Consider the following 17,805-nt stretch of genomic DNA (forward strand, 5'->3'; position numbering starts at 1 on the left):
ACGTCCTCTTAATTCCTTATTTAACGGGAAAAAATATCGTTGTTTCCAATCTTTAATCAAACCACAACTCCCTACCTAAGCGTGCAATATCCCCCGTGAATATCGTTGTTTCCAATCTTTAATCAAATGAATTCACAAACACTCCGCTAAAAAATTAACACTGGGTGTTTGTAAACCACAACCTTTTCCCCAAGCAATTCTTTTACATCGCCAATATCGTTGTTTCCAATCTTTAATCTAATGAATTCACAAACACTCCGATAAAAATTAACACTGGGTGTTTGTAAACCACAACGTCCTCATAATTCCTTATTTAACGGAAAAAAATATCGTTGTTTCCAATCTTTAATCAAATGAATTCACAAACACTCCGCTAAAAAATTAACACTGGGTGTTTGTAAACCACAACAGACATGAAAATGTATTTCACTTTTTTACGAATATCGTTGTTTACTCCCGAAGCTTCGGGGTTAATCAAATATATTCACAAACACTCCGCTAAAAAATTAACACTGGGTGTTTGTAAACCACAACTATAATTGTTTTAGCATTGTTTAGATGTTCAATATCGTTGTTTCCAATCTTTAATCTAATGAATTCACAAACACTCCGCTAAAAATTAACACTTGGTGTTTGTAAATGAATTCACAAACACTCCGCTAAAAAATAAACACTGGGTGTTTGTAAACCACAACGGACTTAGCTATGTAAAAAAGTCCGTTGTGGTTTGAGCTGTTAAAAACTTTGGAAATTTTATGTCAATGAACTAAATGCTGCATTTCAAAATCTTGCCTTCCAATAATCGTAACGATGAGCACTCCATCCGTCTTAACTTTAAAATAAATAGCTTCTACACCACAAACACATTTATGATAATTGGATTTTATTGTTGGGACAATAGGAAACATATAAGGATTTTTGGCAATCTTACTGAAGCAGTCATGCATCAATTCGAAATACTTATCCGCTTGATCCACACCAAACTGATTGATACCATACTCATAAATGCGTAACAAATCCTGTTTCGCAAGCTCGCTCAAATCATAGTTATACATTCAAACGCTTTTTAAATTCAGCGAGCATATCATCTTTGGTTTGCTTTTTAGCAATACCACTGTTTTCACCCAATTCAATTTTCATACGCACAAATTCATGGTATTCTTCTTGCTTTCTGGCCTGTTGAATTAAAAAATTTACCGCTTCACTTTTACTAGTAAATTCTTCTTTAGCCACTTGCTGTTTTAACCATTCATCGTTTTGATTGGCTAAAGTGATAGTTTGTCGTGCCATAACCTTTGTATTTAGTGGTGTAAATATACACCAATTCGTATTGAGTTACAACTTTTGAATTTGCCCAGATACTGAAATTTTTACCTTTAATGGCTTAAATGTAAACCAACCTGTTTTCCCATCTCCAAATCCTCTGATCTGATAGAATTGATTATCAGTCACTGTTGAAGACAAATGTTTTCTAAAAAAATAATCTCCAGATGTCAACTTTTGAACCCTGTAGAGATGCTCTTTAAGAATATCATAATCAAGACTTTGCCAATCAACTTGATTTTTATCCAATCCCAACAAAAACATATCATTGATATGCAGTGTAGTCACTATTTCTTTACCATCAGGAGGTAGTTGATAAACCGGTTGCCCTGTACGTTTACGTTCGACAACAGTCCAAAAGGTAACAACGTCTTCTTTCATATTCCCTTTTTCATTTTTGTAGATTAATACATGATGGTTATTTCTAGGATTCACCCATTGATTCACATTGTCCTTTAATTGTTCGGCTCCTCCAATGTTTTCGCGCATCCTTACCTTCAAAATAGGTACTGGCTCTCCATTTTTATTGGGTAAAAACAATTGTGGCTGTTTAATTCCATTTTCGTCAACTATAAAAAATGTATTCGCAGGAAGATTTCCCTTAACAAATCCACCTAATTCCATTACACGCTTACGAATACCATTTTTAATGGCTTCATCCACAACTTTTTCTAATTGCTTTTCTGTCTCAATTGAATCTATGGATTTACGAACATGGAATGCTTCTTCACCATGAACAGTTCGTTTTCCATAAACCGTTTCCTTATGCAATTGACCTCGAGCGGCAACTCCTAAATTTGTATATTTCTTTCCGTTTTTCTCAACTGTTTTTGTGCGAACTGTTATGTCATTAGCTACACGCTTGTGGGAAACAAGTATGCGCTCTACGGCAACTTCTGCATCTCTACGAAATGATTCCCATGGTAATGGAAATTGTTTCAATTCTGTATTGCGATTATACCGATTCCATCGTGACAATTCTTGCACATACGACACTTTTGTACAAGCCATCACAAGAGCGTCAATAGCATGGTGCCGATGATCTTCACGTGTTTTCTCATTGGCATCATTTAATATATTATTCATGCCCCACTTTTGACGTAGATTAGAAGTCGCTTGACCCGGTGAAACTTGGACATTTTTACATATTTTCAATAAATAGTTCTTGGCTTCTTTACTGATAAATCGGGTATCGTTCAATTGTCTAGTTGAAAAATCATCATCAAACTTTTGTTGCACAAATCGTTTAAACTTTTGATACGCGTTTGGATACTCCTTTGTGTCCGAAAACAACTTTAAGGCTCGCTCTTTAATAGCTGACCAATTGGCTTCATCGGAACCGTAAAATTCATATGGTGTCTTATCGCCTTTACGTCTATTTTCATCGGCATAACAAAGTGTTTTATTGGCAAAACTATCATTCAAAGAACGACTCCATGGGTGTATATGCTCAATCTGAACTTCTCCTGAAAACAATTGCTGTATCGAAATTGTTTTACCAGTATAGGGACACGTATGTTTACATTCCTCCCACAACTTATATAATAAAATAGAATCATGAGTCACTCGCTGCCCCTCTTCTATCAAGCGAGCTTTAACCCGATCATTTTCCTTCTCCAAACGTTTTTGTTCCCGTCGAATCTTGTTGCGTTGCATTTTGGACACTTTTAAGTCCCTTGCCATTTCAACTTTTATCTCGTCAATACTTCCATACAAATCCAATAATTCATTTACGAGTTTCCGTAGTTCAAAAAGTGCCGTTGTAACAATAGGGTTTCGTAAAGCTTGTAATTCTTTGTCGGCCTCTTTGTTAACTGGTAATCGATCCAACACCTCTGAAACTTCAATGGTAGCGGAGTGATGATACAACTTTCGCATTTGATGATCTGATATACCATAGTCATCCCGAAGAATACTCTTGATTATTTCAATAAAACCGCCTTTCGTTTTTGATCGAACAATTCCTTCAACGTTATCAATTAAATAATCTCGTTTCTCCGCTGTTAGTGTTCCCTATTGTTCTCCAAATACATTCCTTATTCCACCCATTACAACAGCAACATCATACGTAAAGCCCATTTTTAAAAAGGGGAGAATATTCGTAATGGCCTTTCTACTCAAACTTGAATAGCCGTCTTTGAGATTGAATTTTGCAATATCTTCTGCCTGCGCTTCAGAAAAGGCCCAGTTCTTTAGGGCATATTCTTTCAAATTCGATTTACTATCAAAAAAATATAAAACATGCCAGATGTCTTCTTTTTGTTTATCGGTAAAGGAGAACCACGTTGAACCAAAAAACTTTTTATTGGACAAATGGGATATGGTGTAAGCCCCGACAATTTTGTCATCATCTTTATAATTGAACTTGTACTCAGCACTTTCTTTACCAATAACCTTTCGCAATCTTTTAAAATCAGGTTTTTCATTGGTAAATAGAAACATGGCCAATTTCTCTTTTTCCTCTAACGTGATCTTTTTTCCATTATATTCTACTGTGTTGACCCATTGCCATACACGGAACTCTTCAAAAGGAATAGCACTCAAAGGACATTTGGTTTTAGTAGGTTCAAATGAACAGTTCCCAACTAAATGTTTTTGGGAACGCAAAGGACGCTGGTGAAATAAAATCCCATCCTCTTGATAGCCATCCAATTTTCTACCACCAAAAAGAGTTTTTAATTCTTGATTAAGTGCTTTATGATATTGAGCTTGTTTATCCCAAATCAACTCAAACTCATCAACATACATTTTCCGTGTTGTATAGCGGTTTCGAATGCGCTCCAACCCCTGTTGAAAGGGTTGATTTTCCTTAGGATAGATGGAATAAAGGTAAGAACCCAAAGTGGTCTCTTGCAATTTTTCTTGAGTTGCAGTAATACCAATCTTTCCTTCCTTCAAATTTCCTTTAAATATAGCTCCATCATCTGTGCCGCCTTTCCGACTGTTACTTAAAAAACCACGTCTTTGAATGATATGATAAAGCAATCGCCCTAACTCCTCTAAAGCAATGGGTTCATTAACCGCTCGATTTCTAAGTTCATAGGGATTAAGTGCAAACCATGCTGCTAATTTGGCTTCGGGAAATGTTTTCGTTTGCTTCCACGTTTCAAAATCTTGAGCTTTCAACGGACACATGCTATGTTCGGAAAGCGCTTTCAAAAGTACTTTTTTACGTAATCGGCGTCTGAAAAACTGACGTCGAATACCACGAGCCCCAGTTCTTGAGGCATTTTTAGACAGCTCACCTTCTCCATCACCTAAATTCTCAACACCCATTGGGAATATTCGACTTCCCATTCCGACTATTTTCTCTTGAACATCATCTATTAATGCCCACCCAATACTATTCGTTCCTAAATCTAAACCTAATATACGTGCCATATACAATCAATTAAATTTTAAAGATAAAAAGAAAATTTCTTGCCTTTTTACAGATTTCCGTAAACCAATTAAAAATCTTTTTTCTAAGTTTGTATCAGATTAAAATTTCCAATCTTTAATCTTATCACAATAAGGCTATATGCCGTAGATGAAAATCTTTAGTCCTGCTTCGGTGGGACTTTTTTTATACAAAAACCCGGCGATGGCCGGGCTTTAATTGTTATTTGAATTATTCATACAGTTTAATCGTCTCCAACAACAACTCTTCAAACTGATAAATATCCTCTACAGATTGAATCAAATGCCGTTGTTCATTGCGATCGGTATCAAAGAGTCCGATGTATTTTTTACCCCCGTTAAAATGCAAACGACATATTGGTTTTCGGTTATTGTCGTCCAATAAAATCCCAAAATACGATTGGGTATCGCGATGAACTATTCTAGAAATAGGCAGCTTTCTTCGTAAAATGGCTACAACAATTCGATAGCCTTCCAACTCCTCATCGGTGGTTGCCACTTTGGAGACTTCGGGTTCGTCCAATTGGTCCTTTTCCTGTAAAATTACTTCCTGGTTCAACGCCGACTGCAATCGCTCATTTATACGCTCACCAATCATTTGACCAAAGGCCTTTTGAACCAACTCTTTAAACTCCTCCATTACCTTTTCCGTCATTCGACCGGTGTGAATGCGAGAGGCAAAAAGTCGCACAAACTCTGGACTTGGACTTTCCACTTCGGCCTCAATTTGCTTACGGATTTCTTTAATATACTTCAATGAACTGGCATTGTCCAAAATTGAATTCACATCAAAACTGGACTTATGAAACTTCCCAATCTCATGGATCAATGAATCCCGCAGATGGGTGATGTCAAACTCCAAAAAAGGACGTTCATCCATTTTATTTTTTTCGTCCAAGTCGGTGAAAAACTGATAGTGAATCCCATTGGTGAGCAACGCAAAACGGGTTTTTGAAACATGAAAATACCGAAACAACTGCGACCCATGCACCGAAAGCTTCTCGTTCCAATGTTTGCATTCGATAATCAGGATGGGATCTCCTTCCTGCATAATGGCATAATCCACCTTCTCCCCTTTTTTGATGCCCAAATCGGCTACATACTCGGGTACCACCTCCAAAGGATTGAACGTATCATAGCCCAACGCATTAATAAAAGGCAATACAAAAGCATGCTTGGTAGATTCCTCCGTTTCAATTCGATCCTTGAGTTGCTGAATCTTCTCGGCTAATTGGCGTAACTGTACTTGTAATTCCATAGTGTTGGTTTTTAAGGTTAACCAAACTTAGGAAGCCCTGTGAGAATAATTTTACGGATTTACGTAAAATGATATTTTTTTATATCCCAATTGAATATTAAACAAATTTTGACATCTAAATGATAGTTACAATATATGTTGCTATCAAAAAAAAGATAAAAATTATTGGAAGATAAATATATGGTTCGAATTTTGGTCGATTATCTCCAACCTTTAATTTTCTCAACCATTCAAACAATAAAGGTATCCATAATAAGATGATTAAAGAAAATTCTACTTTTTCACTTAAACCATATGAATTTATAATTTCTTTGAGAATCGTTGACAATGTAAAAACATATGATATTTCTAAAATAAATTTTAAAACTTTAATTGTTAGATTTTTCATTTTCAATTTTTTTATAATTTATGTAAAATATGTTGCTCATTCAATGAATTAAATTTATTATTTTTTAATTCTTAGTTAAAATTTTAATTCAAATATGAAATCGTAATTGATACAACAATTCCAAAATAGATTAGAGTAGAAATTAAAAATACAATAAAATCAATTTTCAAAGAATCTTTAAGTTTAAATCGTTGTTCTGATATTGCATAAACTGAAAATAGAGCAATAAAAATGAATGTCACTAAATGTATTTTATCAGATAAATTAAATGAATCAGAAATTGGCAGGTAAGATTCAGTAATATATTTGTTTCCGATTGCTGTAAATAAAGAACCTACAATCAATGCAAGCTTTTCTTCACTCAATTTATTAGGTAAAAAGACACTCATGACTGTGAGAAAAAAAGAAATAAATAGAACAATGAACATTTTCCAATAAATATTCCAACAATCTCTTTCCAAAGGGACTTGAATGTTTATTGCATCTAAAACGTTTTTTTTATCAGAATTTATAATACCAAAATCAGAATTCCATTCTTTAGACTTTACAGAAATTTGGGGAATACCAACCTCCCATTTATCAATAAAATTAGGTCTTATCAATGAATTCTTTGTATCTAATTGAATGATCTTATCACCTTTGTAATGTGTATTTAATTCGATATAATAATCCAAACATTGTTTGTCAAAAGGAAATTTTGAAACATCCATTTTGGTCAAAATTTTAGCTTGAATCTTTAATAAATAATGATGTTTAGAACCTAATCGATTATGTTCCTGGAGTAAAAGCTTGAAATCAATCATTCTGTCAACATCCAAGAAATTTGAGACATCATAAACTAAATCCTCTTTTATCAGTTCTTCCTCGGATTTTATCCAAACATAAAATATAGACTCAAATGATGATTTAATATAATCAACATCATAAATATTATCTACATATATACCCACACTTAATGTATCTTTAGTTTGGCTCATTAACAATGAAGATAAAAACAAAAATAAAAGTGAAATAGATTTTTTCATTTAATAAATAAAGTTTGTCGCTATTTGAGGTAAATACCAATTCAACAAGTCCTTAAATGGGTTAATAATAGAAAACGAAAAAAACAAATTAATTAGCATTAGAACTAAAAACAAACTTGTATTTGAATTTTCTAACTCCACTATCAAAGACCTCCCTCCAATAATGATTCCAAATAATTTAAAAATTAGATAATTACTTGATACTGCTAAAACTATTGCTAAACCAAAGTAGATAACTAAACGATATAAAATTTGGAAGAAAGTATCATTTATTTCTTTAGCATGTATGATTGTCTCAATTGTTGTTTCACTGGCTTGAACCGATGCACCACAATAAACAAAAAAAGGTAAAATTATTCCTAACAACCAAATCAAATAACTTTTATTTAATTGCATTTCATCTACTATTTGCATTTTTCTAGATCTTGTATAATAGGAAAGACCTACAAATAAAATAATCGTAGCAATAATTACTGCCAAGATTGAGAAAAAGATACTCTGTTTATCCATATTAATTTGATTTAAGTGAAATTCTCCAATAATTTAAATTCATGTAGCTTTTCCCAATCCTACCCGCTGGGATATCAGGCGCTGTGGTCTCCCACATTACATATTTTTTATTTTGATTGCTATAATTTATACCTGAAAATGGCAAATTTATAGCTATCATAGAATGACCATAAAATTCACTACTCATTAGAGCAACATCATACTTGTAATGACTTAAAATAGTAAATAATAATAATGCTCTTGTGTCACAATCTCCTTCTAGAGTATAAACAAATTCTAAGGGTGAATTAATTCCAAACTTTTGATATCCTGAACATTTATTACCTTGCATGAGATAATCTCTAATAAACTTATCGTTGTATAATTGCGCATTACATTCATTTTCAAGAATCAAAGTATAAGGTATATCTTGAATACAACTTACAATCATTTCTGAAAATTTAATGTCATTTAATTTGTTCTTTTTTCTAATACTATCAAACATTCGATACAAACCATCCAATTTAGACTCATCATTCCCTTTTAACATATACACCATTTGATCATAATTTCTTGGAGTTGAGGAAGTCAAGTTAATACTATTTTTAAACCTTGATGATTGCTTAATTTCAAATAATTTCAAAGTATAATATCCTTGATAAATATTACCTTCATAATCTTGCCATTTTCTAAACCTTTTTACCAATGAGTCATTACCAATACTTATAGTTGTCGAATCGTTGTCGATAGGTTCATATACTACATTTTCACGACTATCTTCTATCTTTGGCTTTGGAATAATATTTGGAATATGAACCAAAGAACATGTTTTAAAAATTGAAACAATAAAAAACAACCAGAATATTATTCCTAATATCCCAAACATCCACCTAAAGACACTAGAAAATCGGTTAATTAAATAAGTTATACAGTAAATTAGAATTATAATACCTATTACAGGAAAAGCATAATAAATAAAAAACACTATTAATACTATAGAAAACAAATAACCAAAAATAGACAAGCATCCTTTTTCTGTTGATGTACCACATGGTATTTTTTCCCATGGCCCCCAAACAGTGTCTGGATGATGCTTGCAAAAATATTCATAGCGTTTATAACACTCCTTTTCTTCAAATTCACCAGTTTTTATACCATTAGATTTGCATGGTTTTTTAATTCTACCATCTTCTTCATCATCTTCATTGTCATCAACATCTATTACATCTATAAGTACAACCTTATTTATTTCTTCAACTTCATCTCTTTCATAATCAAAAACATAACCCGTAATATATGCATTAAAGGTTCCAAATACTTCATTTCCGTCTATTTGATGCTCTTTACGATTAATAGTAAACTCATACAGTTGAGGTTCTAAAACATTTATACCAAATGTTTTGTTATTGGCTGAGATAATAACAGGTAAAATTTGAGGTAATTTTTCCTTAGGGAAAACACTAACTTTTATTTTCTTAGCATTGGTAATATTTTTAAAATCATGAGGGAAAGAAAATGGTTTATTTTTACTAAAATCTTCAACTGAATTACAATTAACTTCTGCTTCATAGATTTCAAAATCAAATAAACTGGATTTATCACTATCATCAGGAATTTTATTACCTCTATACTTACCTGATAATGTTCCTTTTAAATACGTTTTACGAGGCGTTAAAATCTCTTTCGTAACTTTTATATAGTCAAAACCATCCTCTCCAACGAAAGGTTCCTCATTGATTATATTTACAATTTTTTCATTCATCTAGATTTCTTCTGTTCCTTCTTTATGATTATTGTATACAAAATCTAGTAGACCAACCTCTGTATTGATTATGGGTAGTTTTTTTTCTCTTATAGTTCTAAAAGGCATATCAAGCCAATGTTCATATTTGACAATGATTTCATCTTTTAATTCTGTATTAACCAATTCCTGATATACAAGATAGCGCTTTAGGTTTATACTTTTTAATTTGTTCAATAGTGGATCTAATTTATCCCTAACTGACTTATTATATTGTTTAACATTGTCAGTGAGTATTTTGGAGAATTTATCTTTTGTTTGGTTATATTCAATAAGAATTGTTTTGTGTTCAATCAGCATCCTCATGAAGTAATAGTCAGAGGTTTTAATTTGATTTATATTGATTGATATAATTTTATTTTCCAGCCAATTGAAATCTGTCGTGTTGATGAGTTCATTTCTTAATTTAATAATCTCCGGTTTATGATTTTCTAATTGGAATATTTTCGTTGAAATATCCCGAGCTTTGTATTTAAAGTAGATAGGTAATAAAAAAACTAAACAAACTATACTAGTAATAAACCATGACAATGGATTTTCAACTAATAAAATTTGTATGGTTTTCACATAGAAATTACTTTTATTGAGTAGTTCGTTTAATTTATTATAATTACTTATTTTCTCATACATTAATGATATCATTTTAGATTTGAAGTTTTTGAAATCATTATTAAAATATCCAGATATTGAAATAGAATTTAATGTAGCTACAAAACTAATATCAGTAGCTATCTCACCATTTAATTGCCTTTCTAAATCATTAATGATGAAATTTTTTTTTAGTTTCTCCGAACTTGACAAAATCAAGCGATTGTCTATTTTCTTTAACTGATTTAGTTTTTTAGTGGCATCTATTACAAATACTGAATCACGATTAATTTTATTCTTAATTAATTGTAAATTAACAGAAATCAAGGAAATATCATCAGCATTGAGCTTATTAGTAATCTTTTGATTTAAAACCTTTTGATTTTCTAATTCAGATTCAATTAAATGTTTATTGGTTACTATATAAAGTTTAATGCTTTCTTCAATTTTATGTTGATCAATCTCTGTTTTTACACTTGAACCCAATAGATCATAATTTAGGGGTTGTGCAATGATAATGGCCAAGAGCATCATAAAACTAATGCGTAAAAACATAGAAAAAGTTAAAAATCGGTTTTGTATATCAGTGTTCTCAACTACCGCTTTTTTATTTCTTTTCTTTTTTGATTCAGACGGTATAATAGCAGGTGAAATGGTATGAAGTAGAAGTAAATACATATTCACCACCATAGCTCCCCAAAATATCCCGATAAATACACTTAGAAGAGATGCCCGTTGAAATAGTGAAATACAGAATAATGTAGCACTAAAAAAACAACCAATAAAAATTAACAATACAAAAAAACCAATAAGTGCAAACCGTTTCTGTATGCCCCAATTGCATCTTTTTAAGATGTAGTTGTCTTCGCCTGAACAAGTGAAAAGGAAGAGTCGTATGTCACTAAGTTTTTTATTCATTACTCATTAATACCTTTGATATAATCATCAAGATTATCATCTATTTTTTTCATCTCACGTTCTTTGTACTTAGTCACAGCATATTTGGTCAACTCTTTTTGGATATTAGTGACCATCTTCTTTTCAAAGATGATGCGTTCGGCTTCGTGATTTATGGTTAAATGTCTTTCTACTCCCTCTTTGTCTTTGTATTTATCATATTGCACTTCAATTCCATACTCTGCTTTAAGTAATTCATCTCTGTTTTCAGCGAGATAATCATAAGTAGTTTTGGTAAGCATTAATTTGAAAAAAATAGGGGTTAACTCAATTGCCATAAATAATAATGTTATGAAAAGAGAGATCCAAAAACCCGCTACTTCATGAGCTATTTTGATTCGCTCTAACAAACCATCTAATCCATTTGCAACTTTTTCTCCCTCTTTTATTCTTTTCTCTCTTTCTTTTTCTAAAACGAGAATTTCACTATTGACTCTTTTGTAATCTACATTATCTTCAAGTCTTGAAATTTCAATATTGTTGTTTTTTAGTTGACTTTTATATTCTTCACACTTATCTTTACAACCACCATTAGCAGTTTGAAAATCAATCCTTGTTTTTAAAGTGTCAGAAATTTTTTGTAATTGAATTATTCTTGTTTCAAATTTTTTTATTTCGTTTTTCTTTAAATTTATTTCGTTCCTGTAAGTTGAGTCAATTTTATTTATATAAATCTGTTTTTGTTCAATTTGCTTTTCATGTAACTTAATATCTATCTCTGTCTTAAACATCCTAATCTCAACTGGTTTGGAAATAGTGAGCGCTATTATCATTCCCATCATTATTCTCGGTAATGCGCTTTTCAATTCTCCAGATGTTATAGCTTCAGTTCCATCTCCTTTTCCAGTACTAGTAACTATAAATCTGTCAATATTAAAAATCATTAACCCCCAAATCACACCAAAAATTAATGCAAAGAAAACTGTATTTATGTCAACCGGGTTATCTATCGCTGAACCTCGATTTTCAAAAATGGTATAAAAAGCATATCCGCCTGCCAATCCTGCCATTGCACCTGTTGCAAATACGATTCCACCAAGGCACATGTATTTTATTTGGTCTGAATAAGTAGCTCGCTCAAGAAGATATCTATCTCCACCTGCACATTTCCATAGTTAGCGCATTAAAGGACTTGACTTCGGCAATTGGTAATAATCTCTTATCATAAAAAATCAGTTTGGTTATATTCAGTTTGAATAATTTCTAGATGAATTGGTTCAATAAAAACTTTTGGTGAACCAAAAAATATTTGTTTTAAATTAATACCCGTTAATGGATAATTAGAAGTAACAACTTTACGTTCATTCAATTGGAATTGAAAATTATCTAATTCTGTCTTGAATTTCACAGAATTCAAACGATTAGAAATTTGTAATTGAATTTCATACTCTTTTGATTGAAAAAATCCTTGCACTTTAAACCGTATTGGATTTGTAACATTTGAAATATTAAAGATTTTTATTCCAGAGGTTAATTCTATCTTGCCATTAAACGAATAATACAAGGCATTTTTAAAAGAATAGTTAATAATTACAAAACTTTGTTCAAAAAGGTGCTTATTGAAGTAGTGTAATTCTGATTCCTCAAGCCTTTTATTTAGCCTAAAAAGAATTTTAAAAAATCGAAAAATAATAATTATTACTGTCATATTTTTTGAAATACAATTACAATTCACCAAATTATAATTTTTTTTAAAATTTAGTTATTTAATACTCGTAACAAAACTGCTGTAATTTTATAAATTTATATCAACTCCATTTTACGGATTTCCGCATTTGCCAAAAAAAATCAATCAAACTCCAAGGTTATAAAAAAGAAAGAAGCAAGAAGAAAACGTAATAAATCACTACAGTAATAGCATTTTAAAAAAAAAATCAATTAAGAAGAAATCCAACAAAAAGCTGGGCGGTAAATCTGTAAACAGCTCTGCAGGGGCAAACTAAATAACCCCTTGATCCTTGGCCAACGAAATCAAATGCATCAAGGTGCGGGCGTTAAACGAATCCCGTAGCCGGTACAGACGTTTTTCAATAGTGCTTTTACTGTGGGGAGTAATGCCTAAAACTTTAAATCGTGCTTCCATTTCATCCAAGCTGTACCCTGCCGCCAATTGCTCCAACAAATGGAGTTCGTAACCGTCTAGCGAGACAAAACTCGAAGCTCGCATGGTCGTTTGAAGTTCGGGCGCATAATACCGTTCGCCCGCCGCTACAGTCAATAAAGCCGTTTTCAATTGCTCCAAACTACGGCGGCCTTTCAAGACATAGCCCCCAATGCCATGTTCGTGATACAACTGTTGAATTCGAAATGGTTTGTCTTCAATCGAATACACCACTACAGCGAGTTGCGGATCAAAAGCCTTCACTTGGGCCACCAAAGCCTCACCGCCCGTTATAGCATCCTGACGATGGTCTTTTTCAAAGGACAAATCCGTAATCAGCAATTCAAAAGGACGTCCCTGCAATGCCTCCGCTTTGAGTTTCGTCCAAGCATCTTCACAATACTTGACTACCACAACCTCATGAGCTCCCAAGGATTCAACCAACTGAACTACCGAGAGCGCAATACTATCAATATCCTCTACAACAAGTACTTTTTGAAACATAACCTACGATTTTGGAATACGAAACTGACATTGCCAGCCCGCATTCGGTTGGGAGTCAAAACTAATACTTCCCCCTAAGGTAAAAATGCGGTTTTCCGCATTCGACAATCCATTTTTTAAAATAGTAGCCACTTCCCCACCCTTACCATTGTCGGTATAGGTTACCGTAACACCCCGTTTATCGGGAATAAATCGAACCTGAACACGGGTGGCGCCACTGTGTTTTTTCATATTGACCAACAACTCCTGAAGTACACGATACAACGTAATCTTCGCCTCCCGTCGGAAATTACCCCAAGGAACTGCTCCTACATCAAGCGCCAAAACACGCGTTTGTGGCGAACTAAATCCAGCCATCAACTCTTTCAATTCATTTTCAAATCGTTCCCCCGTATCGATAACCCCCGAGGACCGCGACAACGAACGGGTTTGCGCATACAAAGCATCCAACCGATCCAACAAAGTATCTTTATCCGGCGAGTCTGGGGTTTGCTGCTCTACAAAAGATAAGGTTTGAAACATATCGTTGGCCAATTCATCGTGCAGCTTTTTCGACATACGCAACTCTGTTTCATAAGTAGCACGCAACACCCGATAGCGCATTCGCAAACGTTGGTATACAAAATAGCCCCCTCCCGCACACAAAAGGACACCCAAGGCAATAAAGAGCAGTTGCAACTGTGAGCGAAACCGTTCATTCTCCTTACGTACCTGAGATGCATCATAAATCACACTGGTAAAATAAACTTTTGCCTTCGAACGCACCACTCCCAAACTGTCCGAAAGTCGTAAAAACCGTTCCATAGGCTCCTTGGCCTTTTCATTGGGCAAGGCTTGAATTAAATAGCGTAACGCCTCCAACCGATCTTCGGGATGATGGAGCTGTGTGGCAAAGCTGTAGGCTTTTTGAGCCCAAAATGCCGCTGAATCACGTTGCCCTTGACGCAGATAATAAGCCGCATAATGCATAGTGCTGGCCGTAAGTTCAAGAGGATTGCCCAAAGAATCCCTAAGACGGTAGGCCCTATCCAACCACACTTTGGATTTAGGATGATTCAAATATAGGGCGGCGGTGGCTTGATTGTCGCGAATCTTGGCATAACAGTCGGGTAAGGTGTCCAAACCCGGCGTTTGAATAAGCTTCGTATAGTAAGTTAATGCCCTTGGATAATCCTGTGCTTGGAGGTATAAATACCCTATATTATTGCGTAAGAGGAGTTGATCTTTAGCATCAGTTTTTAGCGCCAAGGCACGCTCCATATATATTTTTGCATTAACATAATCATGTTGCTCACTAAAATTATTACCCAAAGCCGCATACACATTCGAACGATACAATGTGTCTTTTAAATACGATAAAGTTTGGGTAAGTATAGAATCGGCACCGGCATAATCTCCCAATCGCGTTTGTATTTTGGCCATTTCAATACTGCTGTAAGCTTTCCATCGGGGTGTGGTGTCATTCGTGTAATTCAAGGAGCGATAATAATGTCCAAAAGCCTTCTGAAAATCATAGTTTGCCTTGGCCGAGTCGGCAGCATCCAAACAGGCATAATAGCGCGAACTTAAATCGTTGGGACGGTCGTTACAACTGGCTACAAGACCTATGAAAACAAGAGCAAAAAAAAACGGGAAATGAGTGGCCAACTTCATTTCCCGAAAATACAAAACGTTTCCTACAATTCAAAGTTAAGGTTTAGGTCTTGGATTGTTAGGATCACCCAACTGTCCACCCGTGCTGTCACGGAGTTGAAGAGTTTGAGTTGTGTTTTCTGATTGGCTTGAGATAGGTTCATCGGCCGTACAAGACACAAAGGCAAGGGTAGCCACTACCGCGAGGGCTAAAACTATTTTTTTCATGATTTTTTAGATTAAATGAAACTTGGATTTTTCGATGTACCGATGAGCTAAGGGTGACAAAACACACCTTGTCTGTGATACATCCGAGTTTGGGAAGTACGGTGATGGGAAACGGCAACGTGATTTTTTACTTCCCGAAAAAAACTTCGGTTACCGTCCGACCACCGGGTTGTAATCACTGTTGTACAAAAGTTCCAAAGCGCTTAGGAACCGCAGCAATCACAGGGCAAAGGAAAACCCTAAAAGAGCAGTGATTACAAGACCTTTCCGATATTTCCGGTCTTTCCTAGAATTTCCTGTTTTTATTATCTTTAGGGAATAAAATCCAAGAGTTAATAGTCATGAAAACGATAGACACCTATGCCCAAGCGATACTAGAATACCTCGCCTTGAAAGCCATAGAAAATGGATGGGATCCAAAAACCACCAATCGAAGTGACTTACGCGAATACCTTGCACAATTGGTTGAAAAAGGGAGTCATGATAATGACCTACGCGCTATTCAACACGGGTTAAAACTAAACCAAGAGGTCAAAGGAAATACGGTTCGACGATGCAGTGCGGAAGAATTTCGCAGTGTAGAGAATTTTATCAAAGGAAAAACAGCCAAACCCAGTACTATAGTAGTTGAACTGGCAGCGGTGATAGCCCAATTTCCGCTACGCCCCTACGCAAAATACCGCCATACCGATGAGAATCAAACGAGTGAAAAAATAAATGAACTCCTCACTCCTCCAATAAAGGATGAGTTACGACCAGAAAAGGAGAAAACAACACGCTTAGAACAAAAAGTGAATCCCCTCCCCCGAGCAAGTAAAGTAACTTGGAAAAATGGAATTGGGATTGCAGGGTTGATTGGGTTATTGGTATGGGGAATTACTAGTTCCTTAAACCAACCCGAATGTATGCAATGGCAGGAAAATCGATATGTTTTGGTAGATTGCCAGAAAAAGATGGCCCTAGGAGAAGCCCTGGTCATCGGATATGATAAGGAAGAATTCCAACAGCGTAAAGTGGATCTAAAAGATAGTACCGTTTTCTTTAAAAATGGCAAACCCTTGTATTTTTACTGCAAGGTCAACAATACCCCAGAATTCTTTACCCAAGATGGCAATCATCCTGTGTACAGAGAAAAACAATTGCAGGTCATAACAGGGTATGTGGTTCAAAAATATTTGGTGAATCAAAAAAACAGAAATACTGAAAATAAAGATTTGGAATAGATAAAAAGGTTCCCAACAGGTTTCGATTAAATTAATTGTATTAAAATAACCTTCTAATCGTAATTTCATTCCTTTTATAGTATTTACATAATCCAAACCAATCCACTCTTCGCCCCGTTTTGCAGCCAAAAAAACACCACACTTTTATAACCATTCCTTTCCCTTTCAAAGCAGCAAAAAAAATACATGCGCATAAGCCCTGGGGCAACGCCATTCCATGTATACCAAATACCAAAACAAGGAGGCAAATAACCCCAAAAAAACAGCTCCCCCTGCGATGCTCCATAGATGCGCCATAGATACGCCATAGATAGTCCATGAGGAGTCCATGAAAAACTATTCCAAAACCCATAGTCGAAAAGCATAAAAAATAGTCAAAAACCATCGAAAATTTACCCCCCAATCCCTAACCCATAAAGCACTATGCGCAACTATACCAAAATAGCACTGTAACAATAAAATAAAAATGATTAACAAAGCTTCTAAGCTCCTAAGACGCTAAGCTGCTGAGCTCACACTACCCACTGAACACTGCTCACTGTACACTGAACACTGTATACTGAACACTGCCCACTGAACACTGCGACTGAGACTGAGACTGCGACTGAAAACTACGAACAGCGAGCTTCGCGCAACCTCTGCCCCTTTGCGGTTAAAATAGAGGCAAGAAGAAAGAAGAAAGAAGAAAGAGAAAAGAATTTGTGAAACAAGAGCTTCTGAGCTCCTACTGAACCCTGCTCACTGTACACTGAATACTGTATACTGAACACCACCAACTGAAACCTGCTCACTGTACACTGTACTTCCCTAATTAGAGTTGACCGTTTTTAAACATTAATTTCATTGTTAAAAATAGTAATAGATTTTTGCTCAAAAGTACTTTTGAGCA

Annotated in this window: 16 protein-coding genes; 1 reads left to right on the top strand and 15 read right to left on the bottom strand. The window is 34.5% G+C overall.

Features of this window, described 5'->3' with window-relative positions:
- Nucleotides 1-758: 758 nt before the first annotated feature.
- From BUC17_RS09885 to BUC17_RS14105, 15 genes are all read right to left on the bottom strand, one after another.
- Nucleotides 759-1,055: a type II toxin-antitoxin system RelE/ParE family toxin gene (locus BUC17_RS09885; RefSeq protein WP_073363853.1), complete on the bottom strand. Its 297-nt coding sequence runs from the start codon at nt 1,053-1,055 to the stop codon at nt 759-761.
- Entirely contained in the window at nt 1,048-1,290 is a 243-nt protein-coding gene (locus tag BUC17_RS09890; RefSeq protein ID WP_073363855.1) for a ribbon-helix-helix domain-containing protein, read from the bottom strand. Before BUC17_RS09890 ends, BUC17_RS09885 begins: the two co-directional genes overlap by 8 nt.
- Nucleotides 1,291-1,335: 45 nt before the next feature.
- On the bottom strand, nt 1,336-3,201 hold the full coding sequence (cas9, locus tag BUC17_RS09895) for a type II CRISPR RNA-guided endonuclease Cas9 (RefSeq protein ID WP_073363858.1): 1,866 nt from the start codon (nt 3,199-3,201) through the stop codon (nt 1,336-1,338).
- Between the two features lie 135 nt (nt 3,202-3,336).
- The gene (gene cas9 / locus BUC17_RS09900; RefSeq protein ID WP_073363860.1) at nt 3,337-4,704 is read right to left on the bottom strand and encodes a type II CRISPR RNA-guided endonuclease Cas9; all 1,368 of its coding nucleotides are present in this window, start codon (nt 4,702-4,704) and stop codon (nt 3,337-3,339) included.
- Nucleotides 4,705-4,933: 229 nt separating this feature from the next.
- Nucleotides 4,934-5,980, bottom strand: a complete 1,047-nt coding sequence (locus BUC17_RS09905) for a type I restriction endonuclease (RefSeq protein ID WP_073363863.1) — start codon at nt 5,978-5,980, stop codon at nt 4,934-4,936.
- A gap of 115 nt (nt 5,981-6,095) precedes the next feature.
- A complete protein-coding gene (locus BUC17_RS14100) occupies nt 6,096-6,368 on the bottom strand; it encodes a hypothetical protein (protein ID WP_073363865.1) in 273 nt (90 codons plus the stop codon).
- 83 nt (nt 6,369-6,451) lie between these two features.
- Nucleotides 6,452-7,393, bottom strand: coding sequence for a ligand-gated ion channel (locus tag BUC17_RS09915; protein WP_143161774.1), 942 nt, complete (start codon nt 7,391-7,393; stop codon nt 6,452-6,454).
- On the bottom strand, nt 7,394-7,903 hold the full coding sequence (locus tag BUC17_RS09920; protein ID WP_073363870.1) for a hypothetical protein: 510 nt from the start codon (nt 7,901-7,903) through the stop codon (nt 7,394-7,396).
- 1 nt (nt 7,904) lies between these two features.
- Nucleotides 7,905-9,644: a hypothetical protein gene (locus BUC17_RS09925; protein WP_073363872.1), complete on the bottom strand. Its 1,740-nt coding sequence runs from the start codon at nt 9,642-9,644 to the stop codon at nt 7,905-7,907.
- The gene (locus tag BUC17_RS09930; RefSeq protein ID WP_073363875.1) at nt 9,645-11,189 is read right to left on the bottom strand and encodes a DUF4407 domain-containing protein; all 1,545 of its coding nucleotides are present in this window, start codon (nt 11,187-11,189) and stop codon (nt 9,645-9,647) included. It abuts the gene before it with no gap.
- A complete protein-coding gene (locus BUC17_RS09935; RefSeq protein ID WP_234977702.1) occupies nt 11,189-12,274 on the bottom strand; it encodes a DUF4407 domain-containing protein in 1,086 nt (361 codons plus the stop codon). The genes BUC17_RS09930 and BUC17_RS09935 overlap by 1 nt, the downstream gene beginning before the upstream one ends.
- 116 nt (nt 12,275-12,390) lie before the next feature.
- On the bottom strand, nt 12,391-12,876 hold the full coding sequence (locus tag BUC17_RS09940; RefSeq protein ID WP_073363877.1) for a hypothetical protein: 486 nt from the start codon (nt 12,874-12,876) through the stop codon (nt 12,391-12,393).
- Between the two features lie 291 nt (nt 12,877-13,167).
- Complete coding sequence (locus BUC17_RS09945) at nt 13,168-13,833, bottom strand: helix-turn-helix domain-containing protein (protein ID WP_073363879.1); 666 nt, start codon at nt 13,831-13,833, stop codon at nt 13,168-13,170.
- Nucleotides 13,834-13,836: 3 nt separating this feature from the next.
- On the bottom strand, nt 13,837-15,486 hold the full coding sequence (locus BUC17_RS09950) for a tetratricopeptide repeat-containing sensor histidine kinase (protein ID WP_073363881.1): 1,650 nt from the start codon (nt 15,484-15,486) through the stop codon (nt 13,837-13,839).
- Nucleotides 15,487-15,522: 36 nt separating this feature from the next.
- Nucleotides 15,523-15,693: a hypothetical protein gene (locus tag BUC17_RS14105; protein WP_159433945.1), complete on the bottom strand. Its 171-nt coding sequence runs from the start codon at nt 15,691-15,693 to the stop codon at nt 15,523-15,525.
- 341 nt (nt 15,694-16,034) lie between these two features.
- Here BUC17_RS14105 and BUC17_RS09955 point away from each other — a divergent pair, with 341 nt between their 5' ends.
- Nucleotides 16,035-16,916: a hypothetical protein gene (locus tag BUC17_RS09955; RefSeq protein ID WP_073363883.1), complete on the top strand. Its 882-nt coding sequence runs from the start codon at nt 16,035-16,037 to the stop codon at nt 16,914-16,916.
- The last annotated feature ends 889 nt before the right edge of the window (nt 16,917-17,805 follow it).

Origin of the sequence: Flavobacterium fontis, from assembly GCF_900129405.1 — a bacterium.
In the GTDB taxonomy this organism is placed as follows: Bacteria; Bacteroidota; Bacteroidia; order Flavobacteriales; family Flavobacteriaceae; genus Flavobacterium; species Flavobacterium fontis.

Excerpts from the sequence above, each read along its gene's own strand:
- BUC17_RS09885 (WP_073363853.1), bottom strand. The coding sequence starts at position 1,055 with ATGTATAACTATGATTTGAGCGAGCTTGCGAAACAGGATTTGTTACGC.
- BUC17_RS09955 (WP_073363883.1), top strand. The coding sequence starts at position 16,035 with ATGAAAACGATAGACACCTATGCCCAAGCGATACTAGAATACCTCGCC.
- BUC17_RS14100 (WP_073363865.1), bottom strand. The coding sequence starts at position 6,368 with ATGAAAAATCTAACAATTAAAGTTTTAAAATTTATTTTAGAAATATCA.
- BUC17_RS09925 (WP_073363872.1), bottom strand. The coding sequence starts at position 9,644 with ATGAATGAAAAAATTGTAAATATAATCAATGAGGAACCTTTCGTTGGA.
- BUC17_RS09935 (WP_234977702.1), bottom strand. The coding sequence starts at position 12,274 with ATGTGCCTTGGTGGAATCGTATTTGCAACAGGTGCAATGGCAGGATTG.
- BUC17_RS09945 (WP_073363879.1), bottom strand. The coding sequence starts at position 13,833 with ATGTTTCAAAAAGTACTTGTTGTAGAGGATATTGATAGTATTGCGCTC.
- BUC17_RS09930 (WP_073363875.1), bottom strand. The coding sequence starts at position 11,189 with ATGAATAAAAAACTTAGTGACATACGACTCTTCCTTTTCACTTGTTCA.
- BUC17_RS09940 (WP_073363877.1), bottom strand. The coding sequence starts at position 12,876 with ATGACAGTAATAATTATTATTTTTCGATTTTTTAAAATTCTTTTTAGG.
- cas9 (WP_073363858.1), bottom strand. The coding sequence starts at position 3,201 with ATGCGAAAGTTGTATCATCACTCCGCTACCATTGAAGTTTCAGAGGTG.
- cas9 (WP_073363860.1), bottom strand. The coding sequence starts at position 4,704 with ATGGCACGTATATTAGGTTTAGATTTAGGAACGAATAGTATTGGGTGG.
- BUC17_RS09950 (WP_073363881.1), bottom strand. The coding sequence starts at position 15,486 with ATGAAGTTGGCCACTCATTTCCCGTTTTTTTTTGCTCTTGTTTTCATA.
- BUC17_RS09905 (WP_073363863.1), bottom strand. The coding sequence starts at position 5,980 with ATGGAATTACAAGTACAGTTACGCCAATTAGCCGAGAAGATTCAGCAA.
- BUC17_RS09890 (WP_073363855.1), bottom strand. The coding sequence starts at position 1,290 with ATGGCACGACAAACTATCACTTTAGCCAATCAAAACGATGAATGGTTA.
- BUC17_RS09915 (WP_143161774.1), bottom strand. The coding sequence starts at position 7,393 with ATGAAAAAATCTATTTCACTTTTATTTTTGTTTTTATCTTCATTGTTA.
- BUC17_RS09920 (WP_073363870.1), bottom strand. The coding sequence starts at position 7,903 with ATGGATAAACAGAGTATCTTTTTCTCAATCTTGGCAGTAATTATTGCT.
- BUC17_RS14105 (WP_159433945.1), bottom strand. The coding sequence starts at position 15,693 with ATGAAAAAAATAGTTTTAGCCCTCGCGGTAGTGGCTACCCTTGCCTTT.